Genomic DNA, 17,158 nt, shown 5'->3' on the forward strand with positions numbered 1-17,158 from the left:
GCGTGTTGTCGGATGCGTGGTTAATAGACAAGGAGCAGTGGCATGGAGTGGGTGTTACCGGATCCCTTTGTGATTGATATCCAGGTGACCCAAGAGGCGATTGACGCTTACCAGCATGTCAATAACAGCGAGTATTTGCGCTGGGCTGAGCAGATCAGTTGGGTCCACTCTGAAGCCCTGGGGTTATCTCTCGAACGTTACCGTGAGCTTGATCGGGCTATGGTGGTTCAGCGCCATGAGCTGGACTACCTGGCGCCCGCCTTTATCGATGATAAGTTGCAACTGGCGACTTGGATTGTTGCCTGCGATGGTCGTTTTAGTTTGGCTCGCCGATTTCAGCTGAAGCGCGTGAGCGATGGCAGAACGTTGCTCAATGCCCGTACTCGATTTGCCTGCGTGGCGCTTACCAGCGGGCGCCCTAAGCGCCTGCCCGATGAGTACCAGCGCATTTACGGGGCAGCCGTGGTGGCTGAGTAGCTAATGATGAAATAAGGTCGATTTTTTCGCTGTTTTTTCTCAGTCGCTAGATTTTTCTCTAAAAAACGCCTTAGCTGGCGTTTTTTTTGTTTTTCTTGCTTGGGGTGGTGGTTGGCGTTGGCTGTGCTGTAATTTGTTTAAGAGTGCTTATTTACGGTTTACCGCTTACCACTGACGATTTAGCACTAAGAATCAATAGAGAAGGAAAACGCTAATGAAAATCGCCGTCCCAAAAGAGATCAAAAACCATGAGTATCGGGTGGCACTCACTCCGACAGGTGCACGGGAGCTAGTAGGGCGTGGCCACTCGGTAAGCGTGCAGGCAACTGCAGGAGAAGGAGCCGGGTTTAGCGACAGCGACTACGAAGTCGCAGGCGCCCAGGTGGAAGCTAATGTAGACGCGTTGTGGAAAAGCGCCGAACTGATTCTCAAAGTAAAAGAACCTCAAGCCGAAGAAGTGGCTCGTCTAACCGCCAACCAAACGCTGTTTACCTATTTGCACTTGGCCGCTGAGGAAAAATTAACTCAAGGGCTGATGGCCAGCGGTGCTACCTGCATTGCCTATGAAACCATTACCGATGCAAAAGGTGGCTTACCACTGCTTGCGCCGATGAGTACGGTCGCTGGACGCATGGCGGTTCAGGCAGGCGCACATAGCCTGGAGAAAGCCCAAGGCGGCTCTGGGGTGTTGCTGCCAGGCGTGCCGGGTGTCGCGCCTGGCAAGGTGACCGTGATTGGCGGTGGTGTGGTCGGTGAAAACGCAGCCCGTATGGCGCTAGGGTTGGGAGCCGAGGTGACGATTCTGGATAAGTCGATTGCCCGGTTAGAGGTGCTGGATGATCGTTATCAGGGACGTATCAAAACGGTCTACTCGACGGCGGATGCCCTTGATCAAGCTGCTAAAGAGTCCGATATGATCGTTGGGGCGATACTCATTCCCGGGGCCGCTGCGCCTAAGCTGATTACCCGTGCCATGTTGGCTGATATGAAACCCGGCAGTGTATTGGTGGATGTTGCCATTGACCAGGGGGGCTGTTTTGAAACCAGCAAGCCCACCACGCATGCCGAGCCGACCTACATTGTCGATGGCATCGTGCATTACTGCGTGGCCAATATGCCTGGCGCGGTGGCGCGTACTTCTACCTTAGGCCTTACCAATGCCACGTTGCCGTTTGTGCTGGCGTTAGCGGATAAAGGCTGGCAGCAGGCGCTTAAAGACGACCCGCACTTCCTGCCGGGGCTCAACGTCCATAATGGACAAGTGACTTACCAAGCTGTCGCCGACGCCTTTGGGCTTGAGAGCGTCGACCCAGCAAGCATTGTGTCTTTATAAGCGACGTTGCCATAAGAGGTACGTCAATTAGTAGTGGGGCGGTACTTCGTCTTCAGGATGGGTATCGCCTTGGGAATCCCCCGCTTGGAGTGCCTGATACTGCTCGCGCAAGCGGTCGCGCATCAGTGTACTCAGCTGCTCCAGCTTTTCTAGTCGGCGCTCTTGCTGGGCAACTGCTTGGTCTAGGGTGTCTAGCCAGTGCTCCTGGTAGGCCAATCGACTCTCTAAGGATTCAAGAAGTTGAGTTAGCTCAGCAGGCGATAATTCGTTTGTCATGATAATATCGTCACCTTATGCAGCATGTACTATGTAGTATGCTCGGTAATATTAGGAATGGGCCTAGTTGGCCGAGTATTGTCCTTCGTCTGTTACCCATACAACAAGAGAGCTTTTATCATCTATGAATCCAAAAGTTGTTTTTCGCTGTTTCTTCATCAGTGTTTTACTTGCCGCCCCCACGCCGCTTCTTTTGGCGGGGATTGTTCATTTAACGAATGCACCGCTTGCAGAGCAGTGGTTGGCTGAGCTTGCCATTAGCGGGGTTAGTGGTGTGTATATAGCCGCTGCCTTGGGGTGTTTTATCGCGTTGTTTATCGGCACCTTAGCGGCTGCTGCTTTGGCACCGCCCATGGTAGTAAAGGCCGATGTTGCCCGAGCTAAGCCCGTTGCACGTCAGCCTCAAGCCGCGCCTGATATGGAAGATGATGAAGAGGAAGATATCATCGACCCCAATGATGGGCGTGAAGAGGGTGAAGTGAAGTGGTTTAATACCAATAAAGGTTACGGCTTTATTACCCGAGATAATGGCGAGGATGTGTTTGTTCACTTTCGCGCGATCCGGGGACGAGGCCCACGTATGCTTGCTGAGGGTCAGATTGTCCGTTATCACGTGATTAAAAACGACCGTGGCTTGCAGGCAGATGACGTCAGTATTATTGAGTAGCTTTTATTAAGTCACTTTTACTGAATAGCGCTGGCATCGTTAACTGCCCCAAACACAAGACCCCGCTAAGCGGGGTCTTGTGCGTTTAACGGCCTGAGTCAGGCCACTCGATAGCTTTTTCCTGGCCGCCTGGCAATACCTGCCAGAAACGGTCAGGGTCATCGCCTGGGTGCCAGCCGCCCAGCGAGCAGCGCACCTCGGTCTGCAGTGCCTCGGCAGCGTACTGTGCGCACTCCTGGTCGGTATGCCATGGGGTGTGGTAGCTATCGAACCACAGGCTGGCAAAGCCATCGGCGGCGTTATCCACGAGCAGTACCGGCACCGCTTCGCCCTGGTAGTGACCGCGTGTCTTCCATTTGTTTTTGCCCGTAGGGCTCAGTGGCGGTGCATTTAGTGCTTCACGTAGCCATGCGTTAACGTCGTCAATCGCTACGCGTGCCAGGTAAACTTCGATATCTGGAAACCGCTCCATCATGCGCTTACCTCGTCATCCGTTAACAGGGCTTGAAGCGTGGCTTCATAGATGCGGCTGAGCTCATCAAGGTCGCTGGCGCGCACGCGCTCATTTACTTTATGAATGGTGTCGTTGAGAGGGCCAAGTTCTACGACCTGGGCACCAAGCGTCGCAATAAACCGGCCATCCGAGGTGCCACCACTGGTCGAAAGCGCAGGGCGTTCGCCGGTAATGGCTTCTACGCCGCGAATGGCGGCATCGACTAACTCGCCCTCTGCGGTTAGAAATGGCTCGCCGTTGAGCGTCCAGTCGATGTGGTACTCCAGGCCATGCTTATCCAAAATCGATTCGGTGCGGCTTTTTAGCGTTTCGTGGGTCACTTCAGTGGAGTAGCGGAAGTTAAAGACGACTTCCACTTCACCTGGAATCACGTTAGTAGCGCCTGTGCCCGCGCGAAAGTTAGATACCTGGAAGCTGGTGGCAGGGAAAAAGTCATTTCCTGCATCCCAGTGTTCGTTAACCAGCGCATCTATGGCGGGCATCGCTTGGTGAATAGGGTTGCGCGCAAGATGCGGATAAGCCACGTGACCTTGCACCCCTTTAACATGCAGCACGCCGCCAAGTGACCCGCGACGGCCATTTTTAATCATATCGCCCAGTCGAGAGGTCGAAGAGGGCTCACCAACAATGCAGTAATCCAAACGCTCGTTACGCTCGCGTAAATACTCAACCACGGCGCGGGTGCCGTCAACGGCAGGGCCTTCCTCATCGGACGTGATTAAAAACGCAATGCGGCCATCGTGTTCTGGGTTGGCGGTGACAAAGCGTTCAACGGCGGTGAGCATTGCTGCTAGGCTGCCCTTCATGTCTGCCGCGCCACGTCCACAGAGCATGCCGTGGTCATCAATACATGGCTCGAACGGCGGAAATTCCCAGTTCGTATGAGGCCCACTGGGCACGACGTCAGTGTGGCCAGCGAAGGCTAATACGGGACCATGATGGCCTCTTATTGCCCAGAAATTTTTAACATCGCCAAACGGTAGTTGCTCGATATGAAAACCGAGCGCCGATAAGCGCTCGATCATAAGGTCCTGGCAGCCTTCGTCATCCGGCGTTACCGACGCTCGGCTAAGCAGTTCGAACGCGAGCTGCAACGTGGGCGACAGTGTTTCAGGCTCAGTTATGGGCATGCAGTGCCTCGTTCAGCGCAATAGCGCTTTTATTGGTCAGGCACTCAATACGGCCGTTTTGCGAATTGCGGCGCAGTAATAAGTCATCCTGGCCTGCTAACTCGCGTGCTGCCACGGTATTAACTTCCTGATTCTGGTCGTCGAGCAGGGTAACTTTCGAGCCCGCGGTAATATACAAGCCCGCTTCTACGGTGCAGCGGTCACCTAATGGAATGCCGATGCCAGCATTGGCACCAATCAGGCAGCCTTCGCCTACCTTGATAATGATATTGCCGCCGCCAGAGAGTGTGCCCATGGTGGAACAGCCACCACCTAGATCTGAGCCTTTGCCGACCATGACGCCTGCGGAAATACGCCCTTCAATCATGCCTGGACCTTCCGTGCCTGCGTTGAAGTTGACGAAGCCTTCGTGCATTACGGTGGTGCCTTCTCCCAGGTAGGCACCCAAACGCACGCGAGCGGTATCGCCGATGCGGATGCCGGTGGGGACCACGTAATCGGTCATTTTGGGGAATTTATCGACGCAGTCAACGGATAGCGCGCGGCCAGCTAAGCGAGCTTTTAGGCGACGGGCAGGCAGTTCTTCGATATCAATCGCGCCCTCATTGGTCCAGGCGATATTGCGCAGCAGGCCAAACATGCCTGTTAGATCCAGCCCGTGAGGCTTGACTAAGCGGTGGGAGAGCAGGTGCAGCTTTAAGTAAACTTCAGGAGCGGTTTGCGGTGCTTGATCGCTTTCTAAGAACATGGCGACCAACGGGCGCTGGCTAGCGGCAAATGACTCAGCGAGCGCAGCCTGCTCAGAGTGGCCTGCGGCTTCCAGTGCTTTTGCTAAGCGTGTGCAGTCTTCGGGCAGGAAGCTGACCGGCGCATTGCCTGCTGGGGCGTCTAACGCCTCTTTAGCGGCAGCGACTAAGCTGTCTGCGGGATTGAGCAGCGGGGCGGGGTAGTAGATTTCCAGCCAGTCGCCCTGGGTGTTTTGAGTGCCGATTCCAAGCGCGAAGCTCAGCATAACGCGTCTTCCTTTAAAGTTTGTGATTCACAATCAGTTATTAGGGCTCAGTGGTATGTTAGCCACTGAGTGAGTCGTAATCGCCGTCGCGGTAGCCCACTAAAATAGTGTCGTCATCAACCTCTAGCAGCGGCCTTTTGAGCAGCGTAGGCTGTTCAAGCAATAGCCTGCGGGCAGACGTCGCATCCAAGCTGTCTTTTTCTTCCTGTGGTAAGTCACGCCATGTTTTGCTGCGCTTATTAAGCGCATCTAACAGCGGCACCCGTTCAAGAATGTGTTCAAGCAGGCCGGCTGACAGGCCATCCTTACGCAGGTCATGGGTCTTAAAGGGGATGCCTTTCTCTTCAAGCGCTTTGCGTGCCTTGCGGCAGGTATCGCATGTGTTGATGATATAGAGTGTCAGCATACAACCTCCTTGAATAAATCGTGTGCGCAGTGTTTAGCCGCGCTCAACCAGTTGGCGAAGTCGCTCCGCTGCTTCAAGTGTAGGCGCAAGCTCCGCCACTAATGCTAAGCGCACTCGACCCGAGCCGGGATTATGGCCATTTTGCCCTGGGCGGCCCATGAGGCTGCCAGGTAAGACGCTAACGTGTTGCTCGCTAAATAGCCGTTGGGTAAAGGCGATATCATCACCGCCTGGCACCGCTGGCCACAGGTAAAAGCTTGCTTCTGGCGTGGGGAAGCTCATTACCGGAGCCAGAACGTTGGTCACTGCGCTAAATTTTTCGCGGTAAGCATCTCGGTTGGCGCGAACGTGGGCTTCATCCTGCCAAGCGGCGATAGACGCGTGCTGAAGCGGCAGCGACATTGCGCAACCGTGATAGGTGCGGTAGCGCTTAAACGGCGTGAGAAGATCTGCGTCACCCGCCACAAAGCCGGAGCGTAGCCCTGGCAAGTTTGAGCGCTTAGATAGCGAATGAAACACCACGCAGCGCCGGTAATCATCACGGCCAAGCTCCGCGCACGCTTGTAGTAGGCTGGGCGGTGGTGTGTTTTCATTCAGGTATAGCTCTGAGTAACACTCATCGGAGGCGATAATAAAGTCGTGCTCATCGGCCAGCGCGATCAGTTGCTTGAATTCTGCAAGTGGTGTGACGGCACCCGTTGGGTTGCCCGGAGAGCAAATAAATACGATTTGTACATCGCGCCAAGTCGCTGCGCTTACTGCCGAAAAATCAGGACGGAAGTCGTTGTCAGCTGTGCAGTCTAAGTAAAGCGGCTCGCCTCCTGCCAGTAAGGTAGCTCCTTCATAAATCTGATAGAAGGGGTTGGGTACGGCGACCTTGGCTGGGCGATGTCGATCCAGTGCTGCTTGCACAAACGCAAAAATCGCTTCTCGGGTGCCGTTAACCGGCAGTACTTGGCGTTCCGCATCTAATCCAGAAAGGGCAAAGCGTTGCGTTGCCCAGCGGGCAATCGTTTCGCGTAGGGCGGGCAAGCCATTGGTGGCTGGGTAGCGGGCCATCTCTAATTGATGGGCTACCAATGCTTCCAATGCTCCCGCGTAAGGGGCATGTTGAGGCTCCCCAATGGTCAGAGGAATATGTTCAAGCCCCGCCGGTGGCACAAGCGCCGCCTTTAGTGCGGCTAGCTTTTCAAACGGATAGGGGTGCAGGGCGTTCAGATCGGGATTCATGGCGTGTCCGTTGATTGCCTAAAGGCGGTGCTGAATGTCCGTAAAACGGCAAGCTAGGCCGCCGATTATAGGCAAGCCCTGGTGCTACCTCAAACTTAACCACCAGGGCTTGGTTTATTTAAATGCTTACACGCCGAGCACTTCGATAAGTCGTTCGCGAAGCTGCTGCTGCCGAGCTAAGTCGGTAAGCGGCTCACCTGACTTGGTGGTGATAAAGAAAACATCTTCAACCCGCTCACCTAAGGTGGCAATTTTTGCCGCCGAGAGGGCGATGTCCTGTTCCATAAAAATGCGACCTACACGAGCCAGTAAACCAGGGCGATCCGGAGCGGTCAGCTCTAACAGGGTGCGTTCGTTAGCAGGATCCTGCTCAATCACTACCTCGGTGGGTACTTTGAAGTGCTTCAGTTGTCGTGGCGTATGACGAGTAACGATATCGGGATAGTCGTCTGGATCGTCCAGTTCTTCAACGAGGTGACGGCGCATCTCTTCAATGTGCTCGGGGTCACGGATAGGTTGGCCGTAATGATCCAGCACAATAAAGGTATTTAGCGTCCAGTTGTTGTGAGAGGTCGCGATACGGGCATCGTGGATGGATAGGCCAAGTTGCTCCATGGCGGCGGCGGTGGCAGCAAATAGATCATCCACCGAGCGGGTGTGAATAAACACCTTGGTGCCGCCTTCTGCCATATCGGCGGTGGGGGCGCTAATTAAGACCAGAGGTAAGGCAGATGGTTGGTGGGCGAGAATGCCTTGGGTCTGCCAGACAATTTCGCTTGGAGCGTACTGCAGAAAGTAGTCTTCGCCGAGGGACTCCCATAGCGGATCAATCTGCGTGCTGTCTACACCAACGGTTTGCAGTAACGAACGAGCTTCAGTGCGTGTTTCACGCACCCAGTCATCTCGGTCGGGCGGGTTTTTTAACCCCCGTCGAAGGGCACGCTTGGTTTCGGCATGGAGCTGGCGCAATAGCGATGCTCGCCAGCCATTCCAGAGTGTTGGATTGGTGGCGTTGATGTCAGCGACGGTGAGCACGTAGAGGTAGTCTAAGCGAGTTTCGTCGCGCACTGTCAGGGCGAAGTCGCGAATCACGTCAGGATCGCTAATGTCACGCTTTTGAGCGGTCATCGACATCAGTAGATGATGCTCCACTAACCAGCGCACTAAGTTGGTATCGTGCTGGGAGACGTGGTGGCGTTGACAGAACTGTTCTACGTCGCGAGCACCAATCTCTGAATGGTCACCACCCCGGCCTTTGCCAACGTCGTGAAATAGGCCTGCAATCCAGAGTAAATCTAGTTTGGGTAACTGGTGGATAAGCGTTGCCGCGACGGGGAAGTCATCTTTGGCATCCGGCTTACGAAAGCCATGTAAAAACTTCAGCAAACGCAGGGTGTGGGCATCAACCGTGTATATATGAAACAGGTCGTGCTGCATTAGCCCCACCGCACGGCCAAATTCAGGCAGGTATTTGCCTAAAATGCCGTAGCGATTCATGCGCCGTAGCTGGCGAGGAACATTGCCTGGTGCCCGCAAAATGGACATGAACAGCCGCTGATGGCGTGGGTCTTCTCGATAATGGTCGTCAATTTGATGGCGATGGTCACGAATCAAGCGAATCGTGTCCGCACGTACGCCCTCTATTTCCGGGTGTTTGGCCATTAGCAGGAACAGTTCCAGCATGGCCGCAGGGCGCTCACGAAAGAGGCTGCGTGAGCGCACTTGGATATAGCCGCCCTTGATTTCGAAGCGCTCGTTTAGTTTGACGGTTTCCAACGCCTCTTTGCCGCGCAGAATGACCTCGTCAAAGTGTTGCAACAGCATATCGTTGAGCCCGGCCAGGGCAGTCACATGCCGATAGTAGCGCTTCATGAACTGTTCGACCGCTAGGCGCTCGGGGGTGTCCCTGAAGCCGAACATTTCGGCAATGGTGCGCTGATGGTCAAATAGCAAGCGGTCTTCCGCGCGATCTGTAAGCATGTGCAGGGCGTAGCGCACTTGCCATAAAAAGGCCTGACCCTGGCTTAGGATGCGTAGCTCAGCATCATTCATAAAACCGTTGGCGACAATGTCAGCGTAGTGCTCAGTGCCAAAATGACGCTTTGCTACCCAGCCGATCATTTGAATATCGCGCAGCCCGCCGGGCGAGCTTTTAAGGTTGGGTTCCAGGTGGTATTCAGAGTTGTTGTAACGGTAGTGGCGGGTAATTTGTTCCTGCCATTTCGCTTCAAAAAAACGATCAGCGGGCCAAATTTGGTTAGCGCTAAGACGCTCGCGCATCTGTTTTCGAAGGCGTTTGGGGCCAGCAATAAGCCGTGATTCAAGCAGGTTGGTCATCACGGTAACATCGGCTTCAGCTTCCCGCTCGCAGTCGCTAAGTGAGCGGACGCTGTGGCCAATTTCAAGGCCGATATCCCAAAGAAAAGTAATGAATGCGCTTAGTGACTCCTGGTAAGGAGTGTCATCATCATGTTCAAGCAGCAGCAAGAGGTCGATGTCAGAGTGTGGGTGAAGCTCTCCGCGTCCATAGCCGCCTACTGCCACCAGGGCAACGCCATCGTCAGGCCAGTCGTGCTGTGCCCAGGCGATAGCCAGTAGTTGATCAAGGTACCACGCTCGACCGCGAACCAGATTGCGTATATCTGCTCCTGCACGAAACTGCTCATCTAGCCTGGCCTGAAGCTCCCGCAGCGCTGCCTTAAATGGCGCAATGGGGGAGCGTGACCCCGCCAGCTCGGTGCGAAATAAATCGAGATCATACAGCGTGGTGTCCGGCTCGAACCGGTAGTGGTGAAGAAGCATCAGCGGTTCAAAAAACTAAGGTCTTCGTCGCTGCGTGCGGTCAGCACGTCAACACCTGTTTCCGTGACCAGCAGCGTGTGCTCCCACTGGGCGGACAGGCTGCGATCCTTAGTGACCGCTGTCCAACCATCGCGCAGTACCTTGGTTTTATAGCCACCTACATTAATCATCGGCTCGATAGTAAAGCACATGCCTGCTTCCAGGCGGATGTCGGCATCCGGTGCATAGCCATCGTAGTGCAAGAACTGCGGGTCTTCGTGGAAGTCGGCACCGATGCCATGGCCGCAAAAGTCACGCACAACAGAATAGCCGTGTGCTTCAGCGTGCTGCTGAATGGCACGGGCAAGTTCCGAGAGGCGTACGCCAGGCCTCACTAGCTCAATGCTTTTATACAAGCATTCTTGAGTGATGCGGCACAGGCGCTCGCCCTGAATTGTATCGCCGATGACAAACATCACGCTGGAGTCACCGTGGTAGCCGTCAGTGGTTCTGACAGTGATATCCAGGTTCATGATGTCGCCATTTTTAAGCTTTTTGGCATCGTCGGGAATGCCGTGGCAGACCACATGGTTGATCGACGTGCAGGTCGCTTTCGGAAAACCATGGTAATTCAGTGGTGCTGGTGTAGAGCCTAAATTATTAACAATGAAATCGTGGCACAGGCGATCAATTTCACCCGTAGATATCCCCGCCTTGACCTGGGGAGTGATCATTTCAATGACGCTGGCGGCTTGACGCCCGGCTTCGCGCATTTTCTCGATTTCAGAAGGCGTCTTGATAGGAACGTTCATGAATTCTCGATGTAGATTCTAGGTAAGTGGCGAACGGCAATGATGAGCGGCAAATTAAGATCGTAATATAGGCTGCGACTTCATCTTAGTAATGATCTATGGTATAAAGCCGCGCGCTTTCCTGCAATCGCCATCCGATGCTTCTTTATGGGTCGGTCATCTGCAGAAGGGCAATTAAACAGCAACGCATACACGGTGTTGCTAAAACAGCAAGCCTTGAAAACACACATGCACCGGCACATGGTCCCGGGTGCCGCTGGCAACGTCTAACGATGTCACTGGTCGGATCCATGGGGTGCGTGGAGGCCTAACCCGAGTTTCAGGAGTTTTACCATGTCTCACGTTAATATGCGTGACCTGCTGAAAGCAGGCGCTCACTTCGGTCACCAAACCAAGTACTGGAATCCGAAGATGAGCAAGTTCATCTTCGGCGCGCGCAACAAGATTCATATCATCAACCTCGAGCACACCCTGCCGGCGCTGAATGAAGCGATCGACGTGGTTGAGAAGATGGCGGCATCCAACAACAAAATTTTGTTTGTTGGCACCAAGCGCAGCGCTAGCAAGATCATCAAAGAAGAAGCCAATCGCGTTAACCAGCCGTTCGTTAACCATCGCTGGTTGGGCGGTATGTTGACCAACTTCAAGACCATTCGTCAGTCCATCAAGCGTCTGCGTGACCTAGAAACAATGCGCGAAGATGGTACGTTCGAGAAGCTGACCAAGAAAGAAGTCCTGATGGCGACGCGTGAGCAGGATAAGCTTGAGCGCTCTATCGGCGGTATCAAGAACATGGGCGGCCTGCCGGACGCACTGTTTGTTATCGACGTTGACCACGAGCGCATCGCGATCAACGAAGCCAACAAGCTGGGTATCCCCGTTATTGGCGTTGTCGATACTAACTCTAACCCAGATGGCGTTGATTACGTGATCCCGGGCAACGATGACTCTATTCGCGCTATCCAGATCTACGTGAAAGCCATTGCTGACGCGTGTGGTCGTGCGAAAGAAGGTCGTCCGGATGAGTTTGTTGAAGTGACTGAAGAAGCCGCTTCTGCCGACACCGGTACTGCTGCCGAGTAACGGCTGCAGTGGTGCGGCGGGCAAGTGAGCCGCATCGTGTTAAGAGGGGGGCTTACGCCCCCTTTTCCCGCTTTGGTTATGCCCAGGCGGGCCGAATATGCCGGATGCTCAATGCCGGCAAGCGTTCTACAAAGTGATACGCAACGGTCATCTGCCGAGCCTATACTATGTGGGGCGTTTAACTCTCAGCTAGAACCATTTCCGAGGTGAAAACTCATGGCAGCTATCAGCGCCTCTCAGGTTAAGGAACTGCGCGAACGTACCGGTCTTGGCATGATGGAGTGTAAAAAAGCACTCACCGAAGCCGACGGTGATATCGAAGTTGCAATCGAGAACCTGCGTAAAAGCTCTGGTCTAAAAGCCGCGAAAAAAGCGGGCCGCACCGCTGCAGAAGGTGCCGTTGTTACTCGCGTAGCTGAAGACGGTAGCTACGGCGTAATGGTCGAGATCAACTCTGAAACTGACTTCGTTGCCCGTGACGACAACTTCATCGCTTTCACCAACAAGATCGCAGATGCGTTCTTTGCGGCGAAAAATGAAGACGTTGCTGCGGTAATGGCGGGTGATCTCGAGTCTACTCGTGAGCAGCTAGTGCAGAAAATCGGCGAGAACATCGGTGTGCGTCGTGCCGTTGTTGTGAACGCTGTTGAAGGCGGTCTGGTCGGTGAATATGTTCACGGTGGCCGTATTGGCGTTTTGACCGTTCTGACGGGTGGTAACTCGGAAGCTGCTAAAGACGTTGCTATGCACGTTGCAGCGATCAATCCGTCGGTTGCGCACCCAGAAGACATGCCGCAAGAAGAGCTGGATAAAGAAAAAGCGATTATTCTGGCCCAGCCGGACATGGCCGGTAAGCCTGAGCAGATTGCTGAGAAAATGGTTCAAGGCCGCCTGAAGAAGTACCTGGCCGAGAACAGTCTGACCGAACAACCGTTCGTTAAAGACCCGAACCAGTCCGTTGCCGAGTTCGTCAAAGCCGCTGGTGGTGAAGTGGTTAGCTTCACTCGCTTTGAAGTGGGCGAAGGCATTGAGAAAGAAGAAGTCGACTTTGCTAAAGAAGTTATGGAACAGGCTGGCCGTCGCTAAGGTCAGACGTTCTAGAAAAAGATGGCGTGCGCGCGAGCGCACGCCTTCGTGTATCCGGCCCCTGTGAAAGTTGAGGGGTCGTCACGCCCACCTGTGTTCAGGTCAGCTTCAGGAGAGATGCCATGTCACGCGATGTTCAAGAGTCCGCCCCCAGTGCTGGTGCCAGCAAAATTGAGAAATCAAAATCAAAATACAAGCGTATTTTGCTAAAGCTGTCTGGCGAAGCGCTAATGGGTGAACATGATTTTGGTATTGATCCGAAAGTGTTGGATCGTATGGCGCTAGAAATCGGCCAGTTGGTCGGTATCGGTGTTCAGGTGGGGATCGTAATTGGTGGTGGTAATCTGTTCCGTGGCGCAGCGTTAAATGAAGCTGGCATGGATCGGGTGACGGGTGACCACATGGGAATGCTGGCAACAGTCATGAATGCCTTGGCGATGCGTGATGCGCTGGAGCGCTCCAATATACGTTCGCGGGTAATGTCAGCGATTCCCATGAGTGGTGTGGTTGAGCACTACGACCGCCGCACTGCCATTCGTTATTTGACGTCGGGTGATGTAGTGCTGTTTTCCGCTGGTACGGGTAATCCCTTCTTTACTACCGACTCGGCAGCCTGTTTGCGAGGCATCGAAGTCGATGTGGATGTGGTGATCAAGGCGACCAAAGTGGACGGCGTGTACAATAAAGACCCAGTGAAGTACCCCGATGCAGTGAAATATGACCAGCTCTCCTATGATGATGCCCTGGAGCAAAAGCTGGGCGTAATGGATTTGACCGCAATCTGCCTGGTACGTGACCATAATATGCCGGTGCGGGTATTCGATATGAACAAGCCTGGTGCCCTGCTGAATTTAGTAGTAGGGGGCAAGGAAGGCACGCTGATAGACAGAGGGTAATAACGTGATCAATGACATCAAGAAAGATGCAGATTCTCGCATGAAGAAAAGTGTTGAGGCGCTGAACGGTAACTTTAATAAGATCCGTACCGGGCGCGCTCATCCTAGTATTTTAGATACCGTCACCGTCGACTATTATGGTGGTCAAGTGCCGCTTAGCCAAGTGGCGTCTGTGAACGTTGAAGACGCTCGTACGCTGACGGTTTCTCCTTGGGAGCAGGGCATGGTGCCTAAGATTGAGAAGGCTATCATTACCTCCGACCTAGGGCTTAACCCTTCGAGCGCTGGTAACGTTATTCGTGTGCCCATGCCCATGTTGACGGAGGAAACGCGCAAAGGGTACATCAAGCAGGCACGTAGCGAAGCTGAGCATGCACGCGTAGCGGTGCGTAACGTGCGTCGTGATGCCAACGGTGATTTTAAATCCTTGTTGAAGGACAAAGAGATTACCGAAGACGATCAGCGTCAGGGAGAAGATGAAATCCAAAAGCTGACAGATAAATATATCGCCGAAATTGATAAGGCGCTTGCCGCAAAAGAACAGGATCTAATGCAGGTATAACGACCTGCTTTCATCTAGCCACGGGCAGGTCTCCCTGCCCGTGAGCCACCGTTTGGCTTTACTATGACTGATCTTTGGTGCGAGAACCCATGACGTCTCCGCAGCTTCCCCAAGAGCAGCAGAGTGGCGCGACGCTTTCTCGGTCCGAGGAAGTGCCGCCGTCTCATGTTGCTATTATTATGGATGGTAATAACCGCTGGGCGCGTTCTCGTGGGCTCTCTGGTGCACGTGGTCACCGTGCAGGCGTAGAAGCCGTGCGAGCGGTTATTGAGCGTGCTGCGGAACGAGGCGTTAAGACCTTAAGTCTTTTTGCTTTTTCGAGTGAAAACTGGAAACGCCCTGCAGCTGAAGTCAATGCATTGATGGAGCTCTTTTTGATGGCGCTTAAGCGCGAAGTCAAAAAGCTTAATGAGCGTAATATTCGTTTATCAATCATTGGTGAGCAGCGTGGCTTCTCCTATGCTATTCAAAAGCATATCAAGCGTGCTGAGGCACTAACCGCCGACAACACCGGTATGCACCTGGTCATCGCTGCAAACTATGGTGGTCAATGGGATCTGGCGCGGGCGTCTCGGCAGTTGGCTGAGCAAGTGGCTGCAGGCGAGCTGGCCGCTGCGGATATTGATGAGGCGCGTTTAGATGCGGCGATGAATACGCATAATGTGCCGCCGGTAGATTTATGTATACGCACCAGTGGTGAGCAGCGGCTATCCAATTTTATGCTGTGGCAACTAGCCTACGCAGAGCTGCATTTCTCGCCCTTGCTGTGGCCAGATTTTGATGGGGCGGCGTTTGATGAGGCATTAGATGATTTTTGCCTGCGTCGTCGTCGTTTTGGTATGACGGATGAACAAATAGAGGCGCAAGGTGCTTAAACAGCGGATTATTACCGCAGCCTGGTTGGCGCCCTTGACGCTGATCGGCCTGTTTGGATTGCAGGGTGGGGCATTTGCACTATTCACAGCCCTGATTGTACTACTCGGTGCCTGGGAGTGGACGAACTTGGCAGGCATTACTTGCCAACGCAAACGCCTGTCTTTAGTGGCTGCCATGGCAGTGTTAATGCTGATGATGTGGCTAACCGGTGCTGCCTTTGCCGCTTGGCCGCTTTGGCTAGCGGCGCTTGGTTGGCTCGTCAATCTTTATTGGGTAACCCGTTACCCTAACGCTGGCCAGCAATGGCAAGCCACCTCGCGGCGGTTGCTAATGGGTGTGTGGGTGCTGCTACCTTGCTGGGTGGGCTTTAACGTACTGCGAGATAGTGGCGCTATATGGCTGCTGTTTGTGCTGCTGTTGGTCTGGACGGCAGATATTGGTGCCTATTTTGCTGGAAGGCGGTGGGGAAAAAACAAGCTTGCCCCGAAGGTCAGTCCAGGAAAATCCTGGGAAGGTGTTTTCGGTGGGCTTGCTGCCACATCGCTGTTAGCGCTGGCGTTTGCAATTTGGCAGCCCGTGAGCGTTACAGGGGGGATTGCGTTAATTGTCATTGCCGCGATAGTCACACTGGTCTCAGTGTTGGGGGACCTGCTAGAAAGCATGCTAAAGCGTTATCGTGACATCAAAGATTCCAGCCAGTTACTGCCCGGCCATGGTGGTGTGTTGGATCGCATCGACAGTCTCACCGCAGCCATACCAGTGTTTGCCCTGTTTTATTTGCAAGTGATACACCTGCAGGTTAGTGCCCTATGAGTCAACCTGCTCTTCAGCGTATTACCGTGCTGGGATCAACAGGCTCTATCGGTAAAAGCACGCTTGAGGTTATTGCTAAACACCCAGAGCGCTATCACGTCTATGCGCTAACCGCACACACATCAAAAGAAGCACTACTGGCGCAATGTAAGGTGCATCGGCCGGTTGTTGCTGTACTAGATCACCCCGCAGATGCAGCATGGTTGCAACAAGCGCTATTAGCTAGCGGTCTCTCGATCGAGGTGTTAGCGGGGCCTGAAGCGCTTTGTCGTGTTTCTCGAGAAGTCAGTGTCGATACGGTAATGGCCGCTATTGTTGGTGCGGCGGGACTGTTGCCAGCCTTGGCTGCCGCTGAGTCAGGTAAGCGTGTATTGCTGGCCAACAAAGAAGCGCTGGTAATGAGCGGTGCGCTGTTTATGGATGCCGTTGCTCGTTCTGGGGCGACATTACTACCAATTGATTCTGAACATAATGCCATCTATCAGTGTCTACCCCTCGAACATCGAGGTGGGTTACGTCAGCATGGGGTGCGCCAGCTGTTGCTTACGGCATCCGGCGGACCATTTAGAGGCTGGTCAGCTGAGTCTATCGCTACGGTGACCCCCGAGCAGGCATGCAACCACCCAAACTGGTCAATGGGGCGTAAAATTTCGGTTGATAGCGCGACGTTGATGAATAAAGGGTTAGAGCTCATTGAAGCGTGCTGGCTATTTGATGCCACGCCTGATCAGATACAGGTCGTGGTGCATCCGCAAAGCGTCATTCACTCTATGGTCGCTTACGATGACGGGTCTGTGATTGCACAGCTGGGCAATCCTGATATGCGCACGCCGATTGCCTACGGCTTGTCATGGCCTGAACGAATTGATGCAGGTGTTGAAACGCTTGATTTGTTTCAGGTAGCACGGCTTGACTTTGAGGCTCCAGACGAAATGCGTTTTCCGTGCTTGCGCCTAGCCCGCGAGGCCATGCTTATGGGCGGCGCTGCACCTGCTATTTTGAATGCAGCCAATGAAGTGGCCGTTGACGCATTTCTCGATAAGCGGCTCGGCTTCAGTGACATTGCCGCTGTCGTGGCTAATGTGATGGCTGAACCTTATGACGGGCGCGCTGATACGCTGGAACAGATATTGGCCGCCGATCAGTGGGCGCGCGAGCACGCAGCGCTCATTATTCAACAGCAAGTTGCTTAGCATCATCACCG

At 53.9% G+C, this 17,158-nt stretch carries 18 protein-coding genes; 10 read left to right on the forward strand and 8 right to left on the reverse strand.

What is annotated here, in order from left to right; genetic code table 11:
• Positions 1-42 precede the first annotated feature (42 nt).
• Both HZS79_RS14600 and ald read left to right on the forward strand, forming a co-directional pair.
• Complete coding sequence (locus tag HZS79_RS14600) at positions 43-477, forward strand: acyl-CoA thioesterase (protein ID WP_179928225.1); 435 nt, start codon at positions 43-45, stop codon at positions 475-477.
• A gap of 214 nt (positions 478-691) precedes the next feature.
• Complete coding sequence (ald, locus tag HZS79_RS14605; protein WP_179928226.1) at positions 692-1,810, forward strand: alanine dehydrogenase; 1,119 nt, start codon at positions 692-694, stop codon at positions 1,808-1,810.
• Positions 1,811-1,837: 27 nt separating this feature from the next.
• Here ald and HZS79_RS14610 read toward each other — a convergent pair whose 3' ends face one another.
• On the reverse strand, positions 1,838-2,086 hold the full coding sequence (locus tag HZS79_RS14610; protein WP_162219178.1) for a SlyX family protein: 249 nt from the start codon (positions 2,084-2,086) through the stop codon (positions 1,838-1,840).
• A 124-nt stretch (positions 2,087-2,210) separates the two neighbouring features.
• On the opposite strand from HZS79_RS14610, the gene HZS79_RS16900 reads away from it, so the two are divergent.
• The gene (locus HZS79_RS16900) at positions 2,211-2,753 is read left to right on the forward strand and encodes a cold-shock protein (protein WP_162219177.1); all 543 of its coding nucleotides are present in this window, start codon (positions 2,211-2,213) and stop codon (positions 2,751-2,753) included.
• Between the two features lie 85 nt (positions 2,754-2,838).
• Here the strand turns inward: HZS79_RS16900 and HZS79_RS14620 are convergent, their stop codons facing one another.
• The 7 genes from HZS79_RS14620 to map all read right to left on the reverse strand — a co-directional run bounded on the left by HZS79_RS14620 (position 2,839) and on the right by map (position 10,638).
• Positions 2,839-3,228 (reverse strand): hypothetical protein, encoded by a 390-nt coding sequence (locus tag HZS79_RS14620; protein WP_162219176.1) that lies wholly within the window; start codon positions 3,226-3,228, stop codon positions 2,839-2,841.
• Positions 3,225-4,397 carry a succinyl-diaminopimelate desuccinylase gene (dapE, locus tag HZS79_RS14625; RefSeq protein WP_162219175.1) on the reverse strand — a complete coding sequence of 391 codons (1,173 nt, stop codon included), beginning with the start codon at positions 4,395-4,397 and terminating at the stop codon, positions 3,225-3,227. The genes HZS79_RS14620 and dapE overlap by 4 nt, the downstream gene beginning before the upstream one ends.
• A complete protein-coding gene (gene dapD / locus HZS79_RS14630) occupies positions 4,384-5,409 on the reverse strand; it encodes a 2,3,4,5-tetrahydropyridine-2,6-dicarboxylate N-succinyltransferase (protein WP_162219174.1) in 1,026 nt (341 codons plus the stop codon). Before dapD ends, dapE begins: the two co-directional genes overlap by 14 nt.
• A gap of 58 nt (positions 5,410-5,467) precedes the next feature.
• Positions 5,468-5,815, reverse strand: coding sequence for a Spx/MgsR family RNA polymerase-binding regulatory protein (locus tag HZS79_RS14635; protein ID WP_162219173.1), 348 nt, complete (start codon positions 5,813-5,815; stop codon positions 5,468-5,470).
• Positions 5,816-5,848: 33 nt separating this feature from the next.
• Positions 5,849-7,045, reverse strand: a complete 1,197-nt coding sequence (gene dapC / locus HZS79_RS14640) for a succinyldiaminopimelate transaminase (RefSeq protein ID WP_179928227.1) — start codon at positions 7,043-7,045, stop codon at positions 5,849-5,851.
• 126 nt (positions 7,046-7,171) lie between these two features.
• Positions 7,172-9,847 carry a [protein-PII] uridylyltransferase gene (locus tag HZS79_RS14645; protein WP_162219171.1) on the reverse strand — a complete coding sequence of 892 codons (2,676 nt, stop codon included), beginning with the start codon at positions 9,845-9,847 and terminating at the stop codon, positions 7,172-7,174.
• Positions 9,847-10,638 carry a type I methionyl aminopeptidase gene (map, locus tag HZS79_RS14650; protein ID WP_179928228.1) on the reverse strand — a complete coding sequence of 264 codons (792 nt, stop codon included), beginning with the start codon at positions 10,636-10,638 and terminating at the stop codon, positions 9,847-9,849. The genes HZS79_RS14645 and map overlap by 1 nt, the downstream gene beginning before the upstream one ends.
• Positions 10,639-10,971: 333 nt before the next feature.
• Between map and rpsB the strand changes: the two genes are divergently transcribed.
• The 7 genes from rpsB (at position 10,972) to ispC (ending at position 17,147) form a co-directional block, all read left to right on the forward strand.
• A complete protein-coding gene (gene rpsB / locus HZS79_RS14655; protein WP_162219169.1) occupies positions 10,972-11,721 on the forward strand; it encodes a 30S ribosomal protein S2 in 750 nt (249 codons plus the stop codon).
• 216 nt (positions 11,722-11,937) lie between these two features.
• Positions 11,938-12,807: a translation elongation factor Ts gene (gene tsf / locus HZS79_RS14660; RefSeq protein WP_162219168.1), complete on the forward strand. Its 870-nt coding sequence runs from the start codon at positions 11,938-11,940 to the stop codon at positions 12,805-12,807.
• A gap of 122 nt (positions 12,808-12,929) precedes the next feature.
• Entirely contained in the window at positions 12,930-13,703 is a 774-nt protein-coding gene (gene pyrH, locus HZS79_RS14665; RefSeq protein ID WP_162219167.1) for a UMP kinase, read from the forward strand.
• A 4-nt stretch (positions 13,704-13,707) separates the two neighbouring features.
• Positions 13,708-14,265: a ribosome recycling factor gene (gene frr, locus HZS79_RS14670; RefSeq protein WP_162219166.1), complete on the forward strand. Its 558-nt coding sequence runs from the start codon at positions 13,708-13,710 to the stop codon at positions 14,263-14,265.
• A gap of 89 nt (positions 14,266-14,354) precedes the next feature.
• Positions 14,355-15,140 carry a polyprenyl diphosphate synthase gene (gene uppS, locus HZS79_RS14675; protein WP_162219165.1) on the forward strand — a complete coding sequence of 262 codons (786 nt, stop codon included), beginning with the start codon at positions 14,355-14,357 and terminating at the stop codon, positions 15,138-15,140.
• The gene (locus HZS79_RS14680; RefSeq protein ID WP_162219164.1) at positions 15,133-15,954 is read left to right on the forward strand and encodes a phosphatidate cytidylyltransferase; all 822 of its coding nucleotides are present in this window, start codon (positions 15,133-15,135) and stop codon (positions 15,952-15,954) included. Before uppS ends, HZS79_RS14680 begins: the two co-directional genes overlap by 8 nt.
• The gene (gene ispC / locus HZS79_RS14685) at positions 15,951-17,147 is read left to right on the forward strand and encodes a 1-deoxy-D-xylulose-5-phosphate reductoisomerase (protein ID WP_162219163.1); all 1,197 of its coding nucleotides are present in this window, start codon (positions 15,951-15,953) and stop codon (positions 17,145-17,147) included. Before HZS79_RS14680 ends, ispC begins: the two co-directional genes overlap by 4 nt.
• Positions 17,148-17,158 lie beyond the last annotated feature (11 nt).

The organism is Vreelandella zhaodongensis (assembly GCF_013415115.1).
GTDB lineage: Bacteria > Pseudomonadota > Gammaproteobacteria > Pseudomonadales > Halomonadaceae > Vreelandella > Vreelandella zhaodongensis.